Origin of the sequence: Demequina ureilytica (genome assembly GCF_048553575.1) — a bacterium.
Taxonomy (GTDB): domain Bacteria; phylum Actinomycetota; class Actinomycetes; order Actinomycetales; family Demequinaceae; genus Demequina.
Genome location: NZ_JBLZIE010000002.1, coordinates 479,421 through 497,058, shown reverse-complemented (window position 1 = coordinate 497,058; position 17,638 = coordinate 479,421). Strand labels below are relative to the sequence as shown.

At 67.3% G+C, this 17,638-nt stretch carries 14 protein-coding genes; 8 read left to right on the top strand and 6 right to left on the bottom strand.

The annotated features are described in order from the left end of the window. Positions 1-70 precede the first annotated feature (70 nt). Positions 71-547 carry a MarR family winged helix-turn-helix transcriptional regulator gene (locus ACNI3K_RS09065; protein WP_419391555.1) on the top strand — a complete coding sequence of 159 codons (477 nt, stop codon included), beginning with the start codon at positions 71-73 and terminating at the stop codon, positions 545-547. Here the strand turns inward: ACNI3K_RS09065 and ACNI3K_RS09060 are convergent. From ACNI3K_RS09060 to ACNI3K_RS09045, 4 genes are all read right to left on the bottom strand, one after another. Beyond that, on the bottom strand, positions 544-1,065 hold the full coding sequence (locus ACNI3K_RS09060) for a MarR family winged helix-turn-helix transcriptional regulator (protein ID WP_419391554.1): 522 nt from the start codon (positions 1,063-1,065) through the stop codon (positions 544-546). The two genes, ACNI3K_RS09065 and ACNI3K_RS09060, sit on opposite strands and share 4 nt — an antisense overlap. An 87-nt stretch (positions 1,066-1,152) precedes the next feature. Next, a complete protein-coding gene (locus ACNI3K_RS09055; protein ID WP_419391553.1) occupies positions 1,153-1,761 on the bottom strand; it encodes a SanA/YdcF family protein in 609 nt (202 codons plus the stop codon). Further along, on the bottom strand, positions 1,740-1,979 hold the full coding sequence (locus tag ACNI3K_RS09050) for an acyl-CoA carboxylase subunit epsilon (protein WP_419391552.1): 240 nt from the start codon (positions 1,977-1,979) through the stop codon (positions 1,740-1,742). The genes ACNI3K_RS09055 and ACNI3K_RS09050 overlap by 22 nt, the downstream gene beginning before the upstream one ends. Continuing rightward, complete coding sequence (locus tag ACNI3K_RS09045; protein ID WP_419391638.1) at positions 1,976-3,547, bottom strand: acyl-CoA carboxylase subunit beta; 1,572 nt, start codon at positions 3,545-3,547, stop codon at positions 1,976-1,978. The genes ACNI3K_RS09050 and ACNI3K_RS09045 overlap by 4 nt, the downstream gene beginning before the upstream one ends. 55 nt (positions 3,548-3,602) lie before the next feature. On the opposite strand from ACNI3K_RS09045, the gene ACNI3K_RS09040 reads away from it, so the two are divergent. The 7 genes from ACNI3K_RS09040 to ACNI3K_RS09010 all read left to right on the top strand — a co-directional run bounded on the left by ACNI3K_RS09040 (position 3,603) and on the right by ACNI3K_RS09010 (position 15,297). Further along, positions 3,603-4,460 (top strand): biotin--[acetyl-CoA-carboxylase] ligase, encoded by an 858-nt coding sequence (locus ACNI3K_RS09040; RefSeq protein ID WP_419391551.1) that lies wholly within the window; start codon positions 3,603-3,605, stop codon positions 4,458-4,460. Between the two features lie 359 nt (positions 4,461-4,819). Then, entirely contained in the window at positions 4,820-7,198 is a 2,379-nt protein-coding gene (locus ACNI3K_RS09035) for a glycoside hydrolase family 3 N-terminal domain-containing protein (protein WP_419391550.1), read from the top strand. A 148-nt stretch (positions 7,199-7,346) separates the two neighbouring features. Further along, on the top strand, positions 7,347-7,760 hold the full coding sequence (locus ACNI3K_RS09030; protein ID WP_419391549.1) for a hypothetical protein: 414 nt from the start codon (positions 7,347-7,349) through the stop codon (positions 7,758-7,760). A gap of 253 nt (positions 7,761-8,013) precedes the next feature. Beyond that, on the top strand, positions 8,014-11,007 hold the full coding sequence (locus ACNI3K_RS09025; RefSeq protein ID WP_419391548.1) for a glycoside hydrolase family 3 C-terminal domain-containing protein: 2,994 nt from the start codon (positions 8,014-8,016) through the stop codon (positions 11,005-11,007). Between the two features lie 140 nt (positions 11,008-11,147). Further along, complete coding sequence (locus ACNI3K_RS09020) at positions 11,148-13,565, top strand: glycoside hydrolase family 3 C-terminal domain-containing protein (RefSeq protein WP_419391547.1); 2,418 nt, start codon at positions 11,148-11,150, stop codon at positions 13,563-13,565. A gap of 9 nt (positions 13,566-13,574) precedes the next feature. After that, entirely contained in the window at positions 13,575-14,267 is a 693-nt protein-coding gene (locus ACNI3K_RS09015) for a GtrA domain-containing protein (protein WP_419391546.1), read from the top strand. A 10-nt stretch (positions 14,268-14,277) separates the two neighbouring features. Continuing rightward, positions 14,278-15,297 (top strand): glycosyltransferase family 2 protein, encoded by a 1,020-nt coding sequence (locus ACNI3K_RS09010; RefSeq protein WP_419391545.1) that lies wholly within the window; start codon positions 14,278-14,280, stop codon positions 15,295-15,297. Between the two features lie 85 nt (positions 15,298-15,382). Here ACNI3K_RS09010 and ACNI3K_RS09005 read toward each other — a convergent pair whose 3' ends face one another. Together ACNI3K_RS09005 and ACNI3K_RS09000 are read right to left on the bottom strand one after the other, a co-directional pair. Beyond that, positions 15,383-16,714, bottom strand: coding sequence for an ATP-binding protein (locus ACNI3K_RS09005; protein ID WP_419391544.1), 1,332 nt, complete (start codon positions 16,712-16,714; stop codon positions 15,383-15,385). Between the two features lie 16 nt (positions 16,715-16,730). After that, a complete protein-coding gene (locus ACNI3K_RS09000) occupies positions 16,731-17,441 on the bottom strand; it encodes a LytR/AlgR family response regulator transcription factor (RefSeq protein WP_419391543.1) in 711 nt (236 codons plus the stop codon). Positions 17,442-17,638: the final 197 nt, after the last annotated feature.

The following is a 17,638-nucleotide window of genomic DNA, read 5'->3' as shown; positions in this document are numbered from 1 at the left end:
TTCGGCCCGGGCGCACCCCCGGTAGGTTCGGGGCACGACATCACCGTGACGAGGGCGTGGAGGGTGGCAGATGGCTGACGAGGCTGAGGGGCGCGGCGCGCTCGAGCAACGCATCGTCGCGCTGCAGGGCGAGCTCATGCGGGCACAGATGCGCAGCCAGGCCGAGGCGCTGATCGATCAGCACCTCACGCTCGCTCAGTTCCGCGCGATCATCTTCATTCACGCGTACCCGGGCCGCCCCACCTCCGACGTCGGCGCATTCGTGGGAGTCCGGCCGAACATCGCGACCGGGGTCGTGCAGCGCCTGGTGGACAGAGGATGGGTCGAGCGCACCCGCCACCCGGACGACGGGCGGGTGCGGTTGTTGAGCCCGACGGCAGAGGGCAAGGCGTTCGTGGACGCGATCGTGGCTCAGGTGGAGCGGGACTTTCTGGACAGCATCAGCCAACTGTCCACCGAGCAGCTGCACCAACTCGAGGGGATCCTGGAGTCGCTCTCGCGTCCTCAGCGGGGTGTGTCTCCCGGGGGCGCGCCCATCGCAGACTAGACGTCCAGTTGCGCCTCGAGGTCAGCGTCCAGGCTCGAGCACTCGTCGGCCACGGCCGCGGGCAGGAGCGCCGTGAGAAGAGCGGCGAGGGACTCGCGCTGGTCGGCTGGCACGCGGTTCAGCAGGGTCTCGCGGATGATGCGCGTGTAGCCCTCCCGGGTGCGCTCGACCACGTCCGCGCCCTTGTCGGTCAGCACCGCCCAGTTCGCGCGGCGGTCGTGGTCGCACGTGGTCCGCTCGACATAGCCGGCCGCCTCGAGCCGCGTGATCGAGTGAGACAGCCGCGACAGCGACGCATCGTGGGCTTTGGCGAGCTGAGCGAGCTGCAGCCGGCGCCCCTCCTGGTGAGACAGCGCGTCGAGCATGGTGTACTGGAAGTGGTTGAGCCCGCTCGTCGCTCGCAGCTGCTCATCGAGCGTGGCGGGCACGGTGGCCAGCACCGCGGAGAATCGGCGCCACAACAACTCGTCGGCGGCCGAAAGGGCCGCCGAGGTTGCGTGCGCGGTCTCGGCTGTCATGCACCGATTCTAACCGCTTGAGAGTTCAACCGTTCGGCGCCCGGTGCGCGTGCTGCGGGGGCGCCGTCACTGCAACGGGTTCAGCGACTACGTGGGGGTCGGCCGCTCGCGCGCGATCTCGATTGCTGCCTTCCAGGAGGCAGGCAGTTCGCGGGCGTAGCCGAAGGCCGTGTGCTCCCGGATCAGCACGGGCGGGTAGGCGCCCTGGACGGCGAGACCCATGCTGCGGCACAGCCACATCGCCCGCGGGAGATGAAACTCCTGCGAGCACACGATCACCGAGGACAGCCCCCACTGGTCGCGCGCGTTGAGGGCCGACGCGCGGGTGTCGTGGCCCGACTTGTCGCGCACCAGGTCTTGGGCGGGAACCCCGAGCTCGAGCGCGGTGCGTTGCATCGATGCGGTCTCGTCCAGGCCCTCACGGTTGCGCCCCGATCCCGTGAGGACCAGGTGCTCGACCAGCCCACGCTCGTAGAGCGCGACCCCAGCCTCGACCCGCTGACGCAGGAACAATGACGGCCGGCCGTCCTCCCAGACGCGTGCACCCAGGACGAGGGCCGCATCGGCCGGGCGGAAGTCGCCGGTCGCGGCGGGACCACGGTCGCGGTGCGTGCTGGCGCGCGCATACAGCTGAGGGGCCGCGGCTAGCACTCCGAGCGCCAGCAGTCGAGCGCTCACCTGAGCGAGGTGCGCCATGCCGCCCCGCCGCGGGCGAGGGGCAGCGAGTGGTGCTGTCCGCGCATCGTGCGCGACCGGTCCATCCACGCGGACGTGGGCGCACCCGGCTCGGGCTCCTCCTCTGCGGCCTGCGAGATGGCCGCCATTCCGGCGACAAGCGCTGCCACCTCGGAGTCGTTCGGCGATCCGCGCAGCACGCGCAAGCCTGCCGCGGAGTCTTCTTGGCCCCAGCTCACAGCGGCACGTTCCCGTGCTTCTTGGGAGGCAAGGAGGCGCGCTTGGTCCGCAGTGCCCGCAGTGAGCGGACGATGTTCGCCCTCGTCTGAGACGGCTCGATGACGGCGTCCACGTAGCCACGGTCGGCGGCGTCGTATGGGTTGACGATCTGGTCCTCGTACTCCGCGGTGAGCCGGGCACGCTCGGCCTCGACATCGCCGCCGTCCTCGGCAACCTTGGCGAGCGCGCGGCGCTGAAGGATGTTCACCGCGCCGCCGGCTCCCATCACCGCGATCTGCGCCGTCGGCCACGCGAGGTTCACGTCCGCACCGAGTTGCTTGGACGCCATCACGATGTAGGCGCCGCCGTAGGCCTTGCGCGTGATGACCGTGATGAGCGGAACGGTCGCCTCCGCGTAGGCGTAGATGAGCTTGGCACCGCGGCGGATGATGCCCTGATGCTCCTGGTCGACGCCGGGGAGGAACCCCGGCACGTCCACGAAGGTCAGCACGGGGATGTTGAAGGCGTCGCACGTGCGAACGAACCGCGCGGCCTTCTCGGAGGCATTGATGTCGAGCGTGCCGGCCATGGACTGCGGCTGGTTGGCCACGATTCCCACGGAGTGGCCCTCGACGTGGCCGAAGCCCACGATGACGTTGGGGGCGAACAGCGGCTGGATCTCGAAGAACTCTCCGTCGTCCAGCACGGTCTGCACCACTGTGGACATGTCGTAGGGCTGGTTGTCCGAGTCGGGGACGATGGTGTCGAGCGCCGTGTCCTCCTCGGTGAGCTCGAGGTCTGCCTCGTGCTCCCACGACGGCGGGTCCGACAGGTTGTTCTGCGGCAGGTACTGCAGCAGGTGCTGGACATACTCGATGGCATCGTCCTCGTCCGAGGCCAGATAGTGCGCGACGCCGGACTTGGCGTTGTGGGTGTGGCCACCGCCGAGCTCCTCGAAGGTGACGTTCTCGCCGGTCACGGACTTGATGACGTCGGGACCCGTGATGAACATCTGCGACGTGCCGTCCGCCATGACGATGAAGTCGGTCAACGCGGGCGAGTACACCGCACCCCCGGCCGAGGGGCCGAGGATGATCGAGATCTGCGGGATCACTCCCGAGCTCGCGACGTTGCGGCGGAAGATCTCCGCGAACTGCGTGAGGGCCGCGACGCCCTCCTGGATGCGGGCGCCACCGCCGTCGAGGATGCCGATCATCGGCACTCCGGTGCGCAGCGCGAAGTCCTGGATCTTGGCGATCTTCTCGCCGTGCACCTCACCCAGCGAGCCGCCGAACACGGTGAAATCCTGTGAGTAAAGCGCGACCTGACGGCCGTCAATGGTGCCGTGGCCGGTCACCACGCCGTCCCCGGGGGGCCGATTCGACTCGAGCCCGAAGTTGCGGCTGCGATGCCGCACCAGGGCGTCGATCTCCACGAACGAGCCGTCGTCAAGGAGCTGCTCGACGCGCTCGCGGGCCGACTTCTTGCCACGGGCATGCTGCTTGTCCCGGGCGGTGGCCTCGCGCTGCGCCACGGCCTCGTCGAGCTTGCCGCGCAGGTGCTCGAGGGCGCCTGCCGTGGACTTCATGGACTGGGAATCCGACACGTTCCTCCTCGGTAAGTCTGCCCGTTAGCCTAGCCGGGTGATCCTCCCCTCGCCCGCAGCGGTGGCCGCGTCCCGCGAGCCGCTCACGACCGAGCATCTCGCCGGGATCGTGGGCCCCACCCGCCAGCTGTCGCGGCTCGATGTCGTAGCCTCCTCGCCGTCCACCAACACCGCACTGCTTCGTGCCGTCGGGGAGTCGCCCGAGGAGTGGCCGCACCTGAGCGGCATCGTCGCCGACCACCAGACCGCCGGGCGCGGGCGGGCAGGGCGCACGTGGGCGACGCCGCAGGGCGCGGCGCTGACGGTGAGCCTCGTGCTGCGACCCCAGGCGATCGCGCCCGCCGCCTTGGGGTGGGCGCCGCTGGTCGTCGGGCTCGCGACCGTGCGGGCGCTGCGTGATCTAGGCGTGGGCGCGGCGCTCAAGTGGCCCAACGACGTGGTGGTCGAGGCGGGCGCCAAGGACATCCCCGGTTGGGGGCGGTGGCGCAAGGCCGTCGGCATTCTCTGCGAGGGCGTTCCGGGCCAGAACGCCGTGGTGGCCGGCATCGGCATCAACGTGTCTCAGTCGTCGGCGGAGCTTCCCGTCCCGCACGCAGCGTCTCTCGCGACGCTCGGCGCGACAGACGTGGACCGCGTGCGGCTGATGCGCTCGTTGGCGGCGCACCTGCGTGACGCAGTAGCAGCGTGGGAGGGCGAGTCCGAGGGCGACGGCGTCCGCCGCGAAGTCGAGCGCGTGTGCGCCACCATCGGGTGGGACCTCGCCGTGGACGTGCCCGATGGCTCTCCCGTCACCGGCACCGCCGTGGGGTTGTCCGAGTCCGGGGCGCTGCTGGTCGACACGGGCAGCGAGGTCCGCGAGGTGCACGCGGGCGACGTGCGCGTGCGCCGCGCCTGAACCAACCCGTCCCTCTCAACCTCGCCCCCCTCCCCGCCTTAGCGCGCTGATGGAGGGTGGCGGGCGGTCGCGGGGCTCCACCGAATCCTGGTGGGGACTGCCGGTCGCGGAGCCGCGGATGTCACGGAATGGTCACGGCAATGTCACGGCGCCGACATCTGGCGACAGAACGTGCGACCGGCCGCACAGGTTGTGCGATCCCGCCCCGGTCCCGGTGGTGAACTACGGAGACTTTCTGGGACACGTTCCTCGGCCCACTTGGTGGACCGGGTGCAGGGTCGGCCCGCTCAGCGGGCACCAGCCCGTCGACGATGGTTTCTCGGGCCGGTCAACGATGACGAACAGGAAAGGACAGGCCAATGAAGGTCATGCCTATCAGAGGGATCGCCGCGATTGCGGGCGTGGGTCTTGCGATCTCCGTTGCCGGGTGCAGCTCGGACGAGACGGACGAGCCTCAGCCCAGCGAGACGGCGCAAGTCGCCGGCGAGTACACCGAGCGCGAGGTCTCCGACGGCACCACGGACTTTGTGGTTGTCGACAACCCGGGCGACGGTCCGACCCTCTCTTACAGCGCGGACGGTGGCGTCACACTGCTCGAAGAGGAGATCGACGGCTCGACCTACGCGTTCAAGGACATGAACGCCAATGGTGAGCTCGACGTGTGGGAGGACTGGCGTCTCGAAGCTTCAGAGCGCGCGACCGACCTTGCGTCGCAGATGACGGTTGAGCAGATCGCGGGGCTGATGCTCTTCAGCTCGCACGAGCGCTCGCCTGCCGACGGCCTGACCGACGAGCAGAAGACGTACCTCGAGGATTCCAACCTTCGTGCGGTCCTGAACGCCGCAGGTTCCGACGCGGACAGCACGGTGCCGTGGGTCAACGAGATGCAGGCATTCGTCGAGACGCTGGCGACCGACGAGGGCGTCTACGTCCCGGTGAACTTCGCCTCGGACCCGCGCTCGACGGCGGGCTCTGGCGGATACAACGCTGAAGGTGCCGATGTTTCGCGCTGGCCCTCGAATCTGGGCCTCGCGTCGACGTTCGACTCCGAGTACACGCGGCAGTTCGGTGAGATGGCCTCCGCTGAGTACCGCGCACTGGGCATCACCACGGCGCTGAGCCCGCAGGTCGACCTGGCCACCGAGCCCCGTTGGCTCCGCGTCGGCGGCACCTTTGGTGAGGACGCCGAGCAGGCCGCCGAGCTCACGGGTGCCTACGTGTCTGGCTTCCAGGGAACGGCGGGTGAGTCCGAGTGGGGCGCCGAGTCGGTCAACGCGATGATCAAGCACTGGCCCGGCGACGGCCCCGGCGAGGGCGGCCGCGAGTCGCACACCTTCACCGGCAAGTACGGCGTGTATCCCGGCGACAACCTTGACGAGCACGTGTCCGTGTTCCAGGGCGCGCTGGAGTCGGCGGCCGTGATGACCTCGTACTCCATCTCGGTGGACGGCGATGGCGAGCCCCTGTTCGGGGAGCGCGTAGGTACGGCCTACGACGAGGGCCTGATGGCGGTTCTCCGTGACGACAACTCGTTCGGCGGCGTCGTCGTCACCGACTGGGGCGTCATGACCGGAGCCAACGACGAGGGCGCATTCATCGCCACCGCGTGGGGCGCCGAGGACATGACCCCGGCGGAGCGCTATGTCAAGGTGCTGCAGACCGGTCACGACATGTTCGGTGGCGTCAACGACGCGACCTTCCTCCTCGAGGGCGCAGAGCTCTGGCAGGAGCGGTTCGAGACCGGCGAGCTCGAGATCGACGCGGAGACGCGCTTCCAGGAGTCGGGTGCCCGCATCCTCAACATGACCTTCCAGGCCGGGCTCTACGAGTCGGCGTTCCTGGACCCCGAGGAGTCTGCGGCAGTGCTCGCGTCCGAGGACAAGGTCGAGGCTGGCTACCAGGCGCAGCTCGACTCGGTCGTCATGCTGAAGAACGACGGCGTGATCGCCGAGGGGTCCGACTGGTCTGACACGACTGTCTACATCCCGCAGTCCTACGACCTCGGCGTGGCGAGCCTGTTCGGGCCGCCGGCTTACACCGAGGGTCCGACCATCGACCTCGAAGTGGCCGAGCAGTTCTTCGGCGCGGTCGTCACCGACGAGGTGGAGCTGGACGACGAAGGTCAGGTCGTAAGCTACACGGCCCCCGACCTGAGCGACGTCGATCTGGTCCTGGTGGGAATGGACAGCCCATACAACGGCGACAACTTCTCCGCTGCGGGTCAGGATGCAGAGACGGGCGAGTGGTACCCGTTCTCGCTGCAGTACGGCCCCTACACGGCCGATGGCGAGAACGTCCGTGAGGTCTCGATCTCGGGTGACATCCTCGAGGACGGCACGCAGGAGAACCGCTCGTACCTGGGCAACACCTCGCGCATCTCGAACGAGGCCGACCTTGACGCCTTCGAACGTGCGGTGGCGGCAGTCGAGGCCAGCGGCAACGACATCCCCGTGATCGTCGCGCTCAAGGCCACGAACCCAATCATCCCCGCCGAGTTCGAAGCGGACTCGGACGCGATCCTGGTCAGCTTTGGCACCAATGACCAGGCCATCGTCGAGGTTGCACTGGGTCAGCACGAGCCTCAGGGCCGTCTGCCGATCCAGTTTCCGGCAGACATGGACACGGTCGAGGCACAGCTGGAGGACGTCGCGAAGGACATGACGCCCTACACCGATGCGAACGGCAACGCGTACGACTACGGCTTCGGCCTCAACTGGTCGGGCGCGATCTCGGAATAGGCAAGACCAGGATCCGGGTGTGGTCGGCGGAGCGATTCGCCGGCCACACCTGGGACATCTGATCGGTCTGGGGCGTTGCCCCGGTGCCCATCACAGCAAGACCCGGGCAGGGGCCCTCCCCCGGCCTGACACCCAAGAAGGAGCAGTCATGAACACCAAGAAGATGCGGGCCGGCGGCCTCGCGGTCCTGATCGCCGCCACCGGCGCGTTCGGTCTCAGCGCTTGCGCGAACGAGTCCGACGCAGATGCGGGCACCGACACCGAGGTCTCCGAGGAGGCCGCTGTGGACGTGGCCACGGACCTCGAGACCGCGAAGGCTGCCGTCGACGAGGCGCTGGCCGACGACGACTGGGCACAGGTCATGCTGGCCAGCGACGTCGACAGCCCCACCGTTAAGTACGGCCTCATGGTGATGCCATTTGTCCCCACGGACGCCGCTGAGCGCGTTACCGGCACGGTCAACATCGACGGCGGCGACTACACCATCGAGGCCGAGTCAGCCGCGACCGGCGAGACCTGGCAGATCAACCAGGACGGCGAGATCACCCAGGTGACCGAGTAACCCTGTTCCACCCCCAGCGGGCTCGCCCGGCTGACGTTCAGCCGGGCGAGCCCCGCCGTCGCGACAACCGCACCAGGCTCGCCAATCGCACCAGCGGTCGCCGCGTCGNCCTCCTCTCCCCCCCCCCCCCCCCCCCCCCCCCCCGCCGTCGCGACAACCGCACCAGGCTCGCCAATCGCACCAGCGGTCGCCGCGTCGGCCCCCCGAGATTTCCCTGAGCCCCAACGCTCCACCTCACTGAAGGAGACACGACGTGAACGCACGAGCGTCGAAGGACTCCGCCGCCAAGGCGCCGATGTCCAACAAGAAGTACCTGTCGATCTGGATCCCGATCATCGCGTTGGTGACGATCATCACTGTCGTCGCGAACATGGCGCTCGTGACCGCGGGTGGATGGGTCGCGTCCCAGTTCGGCTCCGGCACCTACACGTTCACGAACTCCGACGAGTCTGCCGACTGGGACACCACGTACTACGAGTCCGACTACGCGGACATGGACGCGGTGGATGCAGCAGCCCGCGAGTTGGTCGAGGAGATCGGCGCCGAGGGCATCGTGCTGGCCAAGAACGAGGCCGGAGCGTTGCCGCTGGACGGTGGAGCCGCCCTGACCATGCTTGGCCGCGCAGCTGCGGACCCCGTCTACGGAGGCTCCGGCTCGGGCTCGGTCGACACCAACACGGCCGTCGATGCCCGCACGGGCCTCGAGAACGCAGGCTTCACAATCAACGACGAGGCGTACACGGCGATCGACGAGTACGCGGCGGAGAACCGGCGCGGCCACATTGAGATGGACCTGCCGCTGGACTCCACCTTCACGATCGGCGAGATGCCCATCGAGGGCTACGAGGCCGTCTCCTCCTCGTTTGCCGAGTACGACGACGCGGGAGTGGTCTTCATCGGCCGTCCCGGCGGCGAGGGCGGCGACCTCGCGCAGGACATGCTGGACATCCCGAACCCCGACAACGTGGACCCCCGCGCCGAGGAGGGCCAGCACCAGCTGGAGCTGAACCAGGACGAGAAGGACCTCATCGCGCTGGCGCAGGACAGCTTCGAGACCGTCGTGGTGGTCGTCAACGCCTCCACCACGCTCGAGCTCGGCGAGCTCCAGGACGACGCCGGGGTCGACGCGATCCTGCTCGCGGGATCGCCCGGGGCCTCTGCCTTCAACGGCCTGGGAAGCATCCTGAGCGGCGACGTCAACCCCTCGGGCCACACCGTGGACCTGTGGGCCTCGGACTTCACCGCCGACCCGACCTTCGTGAACTTCGGCGAGTTCGTCTACGACAACATCGAGGCGTCCTACCCGGTGTCCGCGACGGAGAGCGCCACGTCCAACGCGACTGTGACGGATGACGCGCCCTTCGTGAACTACGCCGAGGGCATCTACATCGGCTACCGCTACTACGAGACGGCAGCGGCCGAGGGGTTCATCGACTACGACGAGGCCGTCGTCTACCCGTTCGGCTACGGACTGTCCTACACGGACTTCGCGTGGGAGGTCGAGGGCGCCGAACTCGGCGACGTGGACGGCGAGATCTCGGTCGACGTCACCGTCACCAACACCGGCGACGTCGCGGGCAAGGACGCCGTCCAGGTCTACGTGAACGCTCCTTACACCACGGGCGGCATCGAGAAGGCCGAGGTCGTGCTGACCGACTTCGCGAAGACGTCGGTGCTTGAGCCGGGCGCCTCTGAGACCGTCACCGTGTCCTTCGCGGTCGAGGACATGGCGTCCTACGACTACCAGGACGCACAGTCCTACATCCTCGAGCAGGGCGACTACGAGATCCGCGTCCAGAACGACTCGCACACGATCGCGGAGGGCACCGAGCCCATCGCGTACACCGTGGACGAGACCGTTGTCTACGACGAGTCGAACCCCCGCGCCAGCGATGAGGTCGCGACGACGAACCAGTTCGACGATGTCTCCGCCGAGTTCTCCACCGAGGGCGAGGACGGCAAGATTCAGGTGATGTCCCGTGCGGACTTCGCCGGCACCTTCCCGACCGCGCCCACCGAGGACCTCTACGTGGCCGACGAGGCCATCGTCGAGGGCTTCGAGGCGTGGGACGTCGACGCGGCCGCCGAGGCGTTCGAGGGCGACATGCCGACGACCGGCGCGAGCTCGGAGCTGTCGCTCATCGACATGCGCGGGCTGGACAAGGACGACCCGCAGTGGGACGAGCTTCTCGACTCGCTGACCGTGGGTGAGATGACGGACATGCTGCTCAACGGCGCATACCAGACCGCCGCGATCGGTTCGATCGGCAAGCCGCAGACGCTGGAGCCGGACGGCCCCGCGGGCTTCTCCTCCTTCATCAACTCCGCGATCAACGGCGTCGCGTACCCCTCGGAGGTGCTGATCGCACAGACGTGGAACGTCGAGCTCGGCACGGCGATGGGCGAGATGCTCGGCAACGAGGCGCTGCACAAGGACATCAACGGGTGGTACGCACCCGCGGTGAACCTGCACCGCTCTCCGTTCGGCGGGCGCAACTTCGAGTACTACTCGGAGGACCCGGTGCTGTCGGGCCAGATGCTCACCTCGGTGGCGAATGGCGTGGCGACCAAGGGCGTCTACACGATGGTCAAGCACTACGCCATGAACGAGCAGGAGACCAATCGCGTCAACAACGGCATCGCGACCTGGGCGACGGAGCAGACCATCCGTGAGCTCTACCTCAAGCCCTTCGAGATGGGCGTCAAGAACATCACGATGGACGTCCAGTACCTGGCGGACAACGAGGGAACAGTCGAAGAGACCACGATCGGCGCGGGCGGAATGATGAGCTCCTTCAACCGGATCGGTGCCACCTGGGCCGGTGGCTCGGTAGCGCTCATGGACACGGTGCTGCGAGACGAATGGGGCTTCGACGGCTTCGCTATCTCGGACTTCAACTTGTACCCGTACATGAACCCGAACGAGAGCATCCACGCAGGCACGGACCTGACGCTGACGTTCCAGCCGTCGAAGTCCTTCGGCGACACGAGCTCGGCGAAGGCGGTGACCGACATCAGGGACTCGACCCACGACATCCTGTACACGGTTGCGAACTCCAACGCGATGAACGGCCTGGCACCTGGCGCGACGGTCGACTACACGCCGCCCACGTGGGTCGTCGTGCAGATCGTCGCCACGGTCGTCATAGGCCTCGCGATCGCCGGAGCCCTGGTGATGATCATCCTGCGGGTACGACGCCATCGCGCGGATGCGGGCACGGCGAAGGGGGCGGGCACCACCGTGTGACCGCCCCGCCATGAGCTGCGGTACCGGACGGGCGTGGCCCCCCTGTCCCGTCCGGTACCGCACCCCCCGCTTTCCGCCACCGGCCTGCGCCGTAGCGGCATCTGACCACCGCATCGTCCCGTCAGACCGGAGTACCCACCATGTCCAATGAGCTCACCGACCTCGAAAAGGCCGCTCTGCTGAGCGGCGAGAACATCTGGCAGTCACGTGCCTTTCCACATGCGGGCATCCGGTCGCTGTTCTTCGCCGACGGGCCCCACGGGGTGCGCAAGCAGACCGGCTCGGGCGACCACCTGGGGATCGCCGCGTCGTTGCCGGCCACGTGCTTTCCGACGGCCGCCACGGTCGCGAACAGTTGGGACCCCGCGCTTGCCGAAGAGGTCGGACGGGCACTCGGCGCTGAGGCCGCGGAGCAGGGCGTCGACGTGCTGCTCGGCCCGGGCCTGAACATCAAGCGCAGCCCATTGTGCGGACGCAACTTCGAGTACTTCTCCGAGGACCCCTTCCTTGCCGGCACCCTCGCCGCCGGCTACGTGCGCGGTATCCAGTCACAGGGTGTCGCCGCGAGCCCCAAGCACTTCGCCGTCAATAGCCAGGAGCTGCGCCGGATGGCCAGCGACTCGGTGGTCGATGAGCGCACACTTCGGGAGATCTACCTCACGGCATTCGAGATTGTGGTGCGCGAATCCAGCCCCCGCGTGATCATGTCGAGCTACAACCGCGTCAACGGTGCCTACGCACACGAGAACAAGCACCTGCTTACCGACATCCTGCGGGACGAGTGGGGCTTCGACGGCGCGGTCATCACGGACTGGGGAGGCGGCAACGATCCCGTCGCCGCGATCCGTGCCGGTGGCGGCCTCGAGATGCCCTCACCGGGACTGGACTCCGCGCGTCAGATCCTCGCGGCGCTCGAGTCGGGCGAACTCGACAGGGCGGACCTGGCGGCACGCGCCGCCGAGCTCAGCGAGCTGGCGGCGTGGATCGAGGGCGGCGAATCCGGGGGTGCTGGTAAGGACGATCACCACGAGCTTGCGCGCCGCGCGGCCCAGCAGTCCATCGTGCTGCTGAAGAACGACGATGCGGTGCTGCCGCTGCCGGCAGGGGAGAGGGTGGCCGTGGTGGGCGACTTCGCTGCCGAGCCGCGCTATCAGGGCGCCGGCTCCTCGTTGGTGAACGCCACCACCGTCACCACAGCACTCGACGCCATCGCCGCATCGGAGCTGGACATCGTCGCCTACGCACCGGGCTTTGCGCGCACCGGCGGCGAGGACCAGACGCTGGCAGACGAGGCCGTTGCGGCCGCGAAATCCGCAGACACCGTCCTGCTGTACCTGGGCCTGGATGAGGTCAGTGAGTCCGAGGGCAAGGACCGGGAGCACCTGCGGCTCAACGACAACCAGGTCGAGCTGCTGCGCCGCCTGCACGGAGTGAACGAGCGCATTGTCGTCGTGCTGTCCGCAGGCGCCGTCGTCGAACTTCCGTGGCTTGACGACTGCGCGGCGCTTGTGCACGGCTACCTAGGTGGCCAGGCGGGCGCGGCCGCGATGGTGGACGTGCTCACCGGCACCGTCAACCCCTCGGGGCGTCTGGCGGAGACCTATCCGCTGGCGCTCAGCGACTCGCCGACGCAGCGGGACTACCCCGCCACTGGCGACTCCGCGCTGTACCGCGAGGGACTGTTCGTGGGCTACCGGTACTACTCCACGGCCGGGGTGCCCGTGCGCTTCCCGTTCGGCTATGGACTCAGCTACACCGCGTTCACCTACAGCGCGCTGACGGTGACCGATGCCGGCGCCACCTTCTCGGTAGAGAATTCCGGCAGTGGCGCGGGAGCCGAAGTTGCGCAGCTATACGTGCGGCGGCTCACCGACGGGGCAATTCGTCCCGCGGTCGAGCTCAAGGGGTTCTGCAAGGTCTATCTGGAGCGCGGCGAACGTGCTCGGGTCACGATTCCGTTTGACCGCTACACCTTCCGCACCTTCGACGTGGTGGGTGACCGGTGGGTCAACGAAACCGGTGAGTACGAGATCGTCATCGGCGCGCACGCGGCCGATGCGCGGCTCACCGCGGCGCATACCCTCACCGGGGACGCGCCTCAGCAGCCGCCCGCGGGGCTGCCGCACTATGCCGCCGGTGACGTGGCCAACGTGCCGGACGAGGAGTTCGCTCGCCTGCTGGGCCGCCACCTGCCCGCCGCGCGTCCCGAGCGCGGAGACCTAGCTTTGAACGACCCTTTGCGGGCCATGCACCACGCCAAGAGCCCGCTCGCGCGGCTCGCGGCACGGGTGCTACGCGCGCTGATCGACCGATCCGAACGCAAGGGCGCCCCTGATCTCAACCTGTACTTCCTGTACAACATGCCGTTCCGCGCCACGGCCAAGATGACCGGTGGCGCCGTGAGCGTCCCCATGGCAGAGGCGATCACCGAGATCGTCAACGGCCACCTGTTCCGCGGAGTGGGACGCCTGGTACGCGCCTTCTTCCGCAACCTTTCCGATAACAAGCGCATGAGGACCGCGCTCGCGGCTGACGTCAAGCGCGCCCCGATCCACTAGGAGAATCAGATGCTGACACGAATCAAGGACACCTGGGCGCGTTTCGTCGAACGACGCCCCGGCTTCGCGCAGTTCCTGATGTTCACCGTGTTCTCGCAGGCGGTGACGGTGCTCCAGCTCGCGCTGATGCCGCTGTTCCGGGCGTGGTTCAACACCACGTCGCTGCTGGAGACCTCGTTCCAGGTGCTGCCGGTTGGCTCCGACGTGGACGGTTCGCAGTACTACATGTTCGACTACCCAGCCGGCGCTCTTCCCGAGGGCGGGGGCGGTCTCGCCTACTTCCTCGCGGTGCAGATCACGCTCGCCATCGCGCAGATCATCAACTTCTTCCTGCAGCGCAACGTCACGTTCAAGTCGAACACCTCGCCATGGAGAGCGGCCATGTGGTATTTCATCGCCTACGTGGTTATCACGTTCATCGCTGCCGCTGCACAGGGTTTCTATAAGGCGCCCGTTTACGACTTCTTCATCGACACCCTCGACTGGGGCTCGACCGGTGAGACCACGGCCGACGTGCTGACCATGATCATCTACGCTGCGATCTCCTTCTGGGTGTTCTTCCCGATCTTCAAGATCATCTTCAAGCGCGTGCCCGAGGACGAGGATGGCGTTGGTCTTGAGAGCGAGGCCGTGCAGGGTACGGTTTCCACCGGCACGCGCGCCGCGGGCACTGGCTCCGGCGACCACACGCCGCAATCGTAGGGAGCCGGGGATGATCACCCTGAGCGTTGTCGTGCCGTCGTATAACGCGGCCGAATGGATGGAGCGCTGCGTCGACTCCCTGCTCACGCTGGGGGCCAATGACCTCGAGGTGCTCATCGTTGACGACGGGTCGACGGACGCCACCGGAGCGATCGCCGACCTGTATCAAGCCGCACATCCGCGCGTCGTGCGAGCCATCCACAAGGCCAACGGCGGACATGGCTCTGCCATCAACGTCGGGCTCGCCGAGGCCCGCGGTGCCTATCTCAAGGTCGTCGACAGTGACGACTGGGTCGACGCGGACGCCTTCGCTGCTCTGCTCGAAACTCTGCGCAACTTCCTCGCCCGCGGTGCGAGCGTGGACCTAGTGGTCAGCAACTTCGTGTACGAGAAGGTGGGCCGTCGGCGCAAGCGTGCGGTGCGCTACGGCAACGTGCTGCCGCAGGGCAGGGTGTTCTCGTGGGACCAGGTGGGGAAGTTCCGCACCAGTCAGTTCCTGATGATGCACTCGCTGGTGTACCGCACCCAGGTGCTGCGTGACTGCGGCCTGCGCCTGCCTGAGCACACCTTCTACGTGGACAACTTGTACGTGTACGAGCCGTTACCCCACGTGCGGACCCTGTACTACCTCGATGTGGACCTGTACCGCTACTTCATCGGGCGCCCAGACCAGTCGGTCAACGAGCAGGTGATGATCCGTCGCATCGACCAGCAGCTCAAGGTCAACCGGATGTTGATGGACGTCGAGGTCAGCCCGTACGAGGTCACGCCCGCGCTCTACCGTTACATGCTGCACCACTTGCAGATCGTGTGTGTGATCTCCTCGACGATGCTGCTGCGCTCGGGGCGCGACGAGGACTTTGCGCGCAAGGTGGCGCTATGGCGTGAGATCCGCTTTGACGATCCCGCCGTCTACCGCCGCCTGCGTCGCACCACGCTCGGGCACCTGGTGAACCTGCCAGGGAGGCCCGGGCGCAAGGCTTCTGTGGCGGTGTACCGGGGTGCGGCCTGGGCACTCCAATTGAATTAACACCGTAGCTCACCTGACCGAGCACGAGCCCTCGCGAGCACGGCGCCCGAGTGCCAGGCACTCGCGGCGCCGGATCATAGGCAGGCTAGCGATGCGCCGGCGCAACCGCGACTTCCTTGACGGGGATGAGTGCCCGCAACGAGAACCAACGATCCTCTGCCCGCGCGGTGAGCGAGCCGCCGTACTTCTCTGCAGTCTCGCGCATGTTCTTGAGCCCGTAGCCGTGATGGGAGGCCTGGGCCTTGGTGGTCTGCGGCAGGCCGTCCACGAAGGTGACGGGCCCCTCGAAGTAGTTCTCGATCTTGATCATCGCGAGCCGCTCCTGGCGGTGGATGGCCACCCGGATCAAGCGCTGTTCGGGGTCCGCGAGCCGTCCGGTTGCCTCGATCGCGTTGTCCAGTGCATTGCCCACGATCGTCACCAGATCCATCGGCTCCATGAAGTTCACGGCAACGCCGTCAACGACGCAGGTGAGCGTGATTCCTGAGCGGTCGCACTGCTGCTGCTTGGCGTGAATGATCGTGTTCAGCACCGTAGAGCCGGTGTCGAGCATCGACTGCTCGTACCCGCGAATCGAGTCCTCCAACTGGTCCACGAAGCCCGCTCGGCGCTCTGGATCCGCCTCGGCACGGATGGCGTGGATGTAGTGCTTGAGGTCGTGATACTTGCGGTTGACCGCGTCAATGTCGTGCTTGGACTGCAGGTAGTGCTCACGCTGGTGGCGCAGCATCATGCTCACAGCGCTGACCTCAGCTGCGCGTTGGAGGGCGAGACGCTGGCCGCGCAGAGCGAACAGGATCACGAATCCGCACAGGTCCACCAAGGTGCGGATGTAGAAAATCTCTGGGTCGAGCCGGCCGGAGAACGGCGTGGACGTGGTGAGGAAGCTGAGGTTGGACATCAGGAACGTGACGATGGCGACCGCCCCTGCGCCCACCAGTCCGCGGGTATCGATGGGCACGCGGTGATCGTGGGGGAAGTGGTGGGTCTCCGCCCAGTACGCTCCCGCGAAACCAGCCACATACACAAGTCCCAGAAGCACCAGCCATCCCGACCCATCGGTGCTGCCGCCGTAGAAGAACACATGGAGCTGCCACTCGAGCGAGGCCACCAGCTCCGCGAGCACGAAGGCGCGCGCCAACAGGTCGCCACCCTCGCGAGCGCTGGCATCGGCGCAGAGCATGATCAGGCCGTACATTGCGGCGACGGCGAGCGCCATGCCGAGTGTCCACAGCTCCAGTGGCAGTTGACCCGCAATCCACTGGACGCCGAGCAGCACGACTAGCCCGCCTGCGAGCGCACCTATCAGCGGGATGCGCGACAGCCGCTTGCGCATCAGCATGATGTAGACCACGCACGCCGACCACTCCGCGAGGGCGGTGACGGCGCGAGGGATGTCCGGCAGTGCATCCTCCATCAGCGCAACGTCCTCACTAGACGCGCCCGCCCACGTAATCGGCGAGCGAGTCCAGGAAGGCACGGCGCCGGGGACGGCTCACGGCGAGCATGTCGCCGTTCACCATCGTGCAACCGGTGGAGTCGACGCTGGTGACGTGGCTCATGTTCACCAGGTAGCAGTTGTTGGAGCGAAAGAACGCCTTGCCGTCGAGCTCGGACTCCATCGCCTTGAGCGTGCCGCTGAACGTGTACTCGCCGTTCAGCGTGTGGATGGTGATGCGGTGCTTGATGGACTCGACGTAGACGATTTGGCTGGTATCCAGGCGGGTGAGGGTGCCGCCTACGTTCACCACCACCATCTCGGGCATGGACTGGTGCACGCGGCCAAGCGAACGGCGCAACTCTTGCGCGAAGGCGAAGTAGGGGACGGGCTTCACGAGATAGCTCAGCGCGTCGACCTCGTAACCCTTGATCGCATACTGCGCCATGTTGGTCACGAAGATGATCACCACATTGGGGTCCGACTGGCGGACGCGCCGGGCCGCCTCGAAGCCGTCCATTCGCGGCATCTCCACGTCAAGCAGCAGGATGTCGAACTCAGGGCGGTATCCCCTCGCCAGGTCCTCGCCGTCGGCGAACTCTTGGGTCGAGAACTCCACGCCCTCCTCTTCGGAATAGCGGGCAAGGTGGGTGAGCAGATCCTCTCGGTTGGACCGCTGGTCCTCCACGATGCCAACGCGAATCACGTCTCACTCCCGCCCTCTAGGTACCTGGTGTCGGTCGAGACCGCCTAGAAATTCTACCAACGCGTCCCAAGGGCCCCTCTCACGCCTCGGTGCCCCCTTCTCGCCTTAGCGCGGCGGCGGCCGCTCGGTGCCGCGAGGGAGCGCCCAGCGAATCTTGCGGGACGCTCAGTTTCGCGCCGACCGCGGGGGGACGCGGC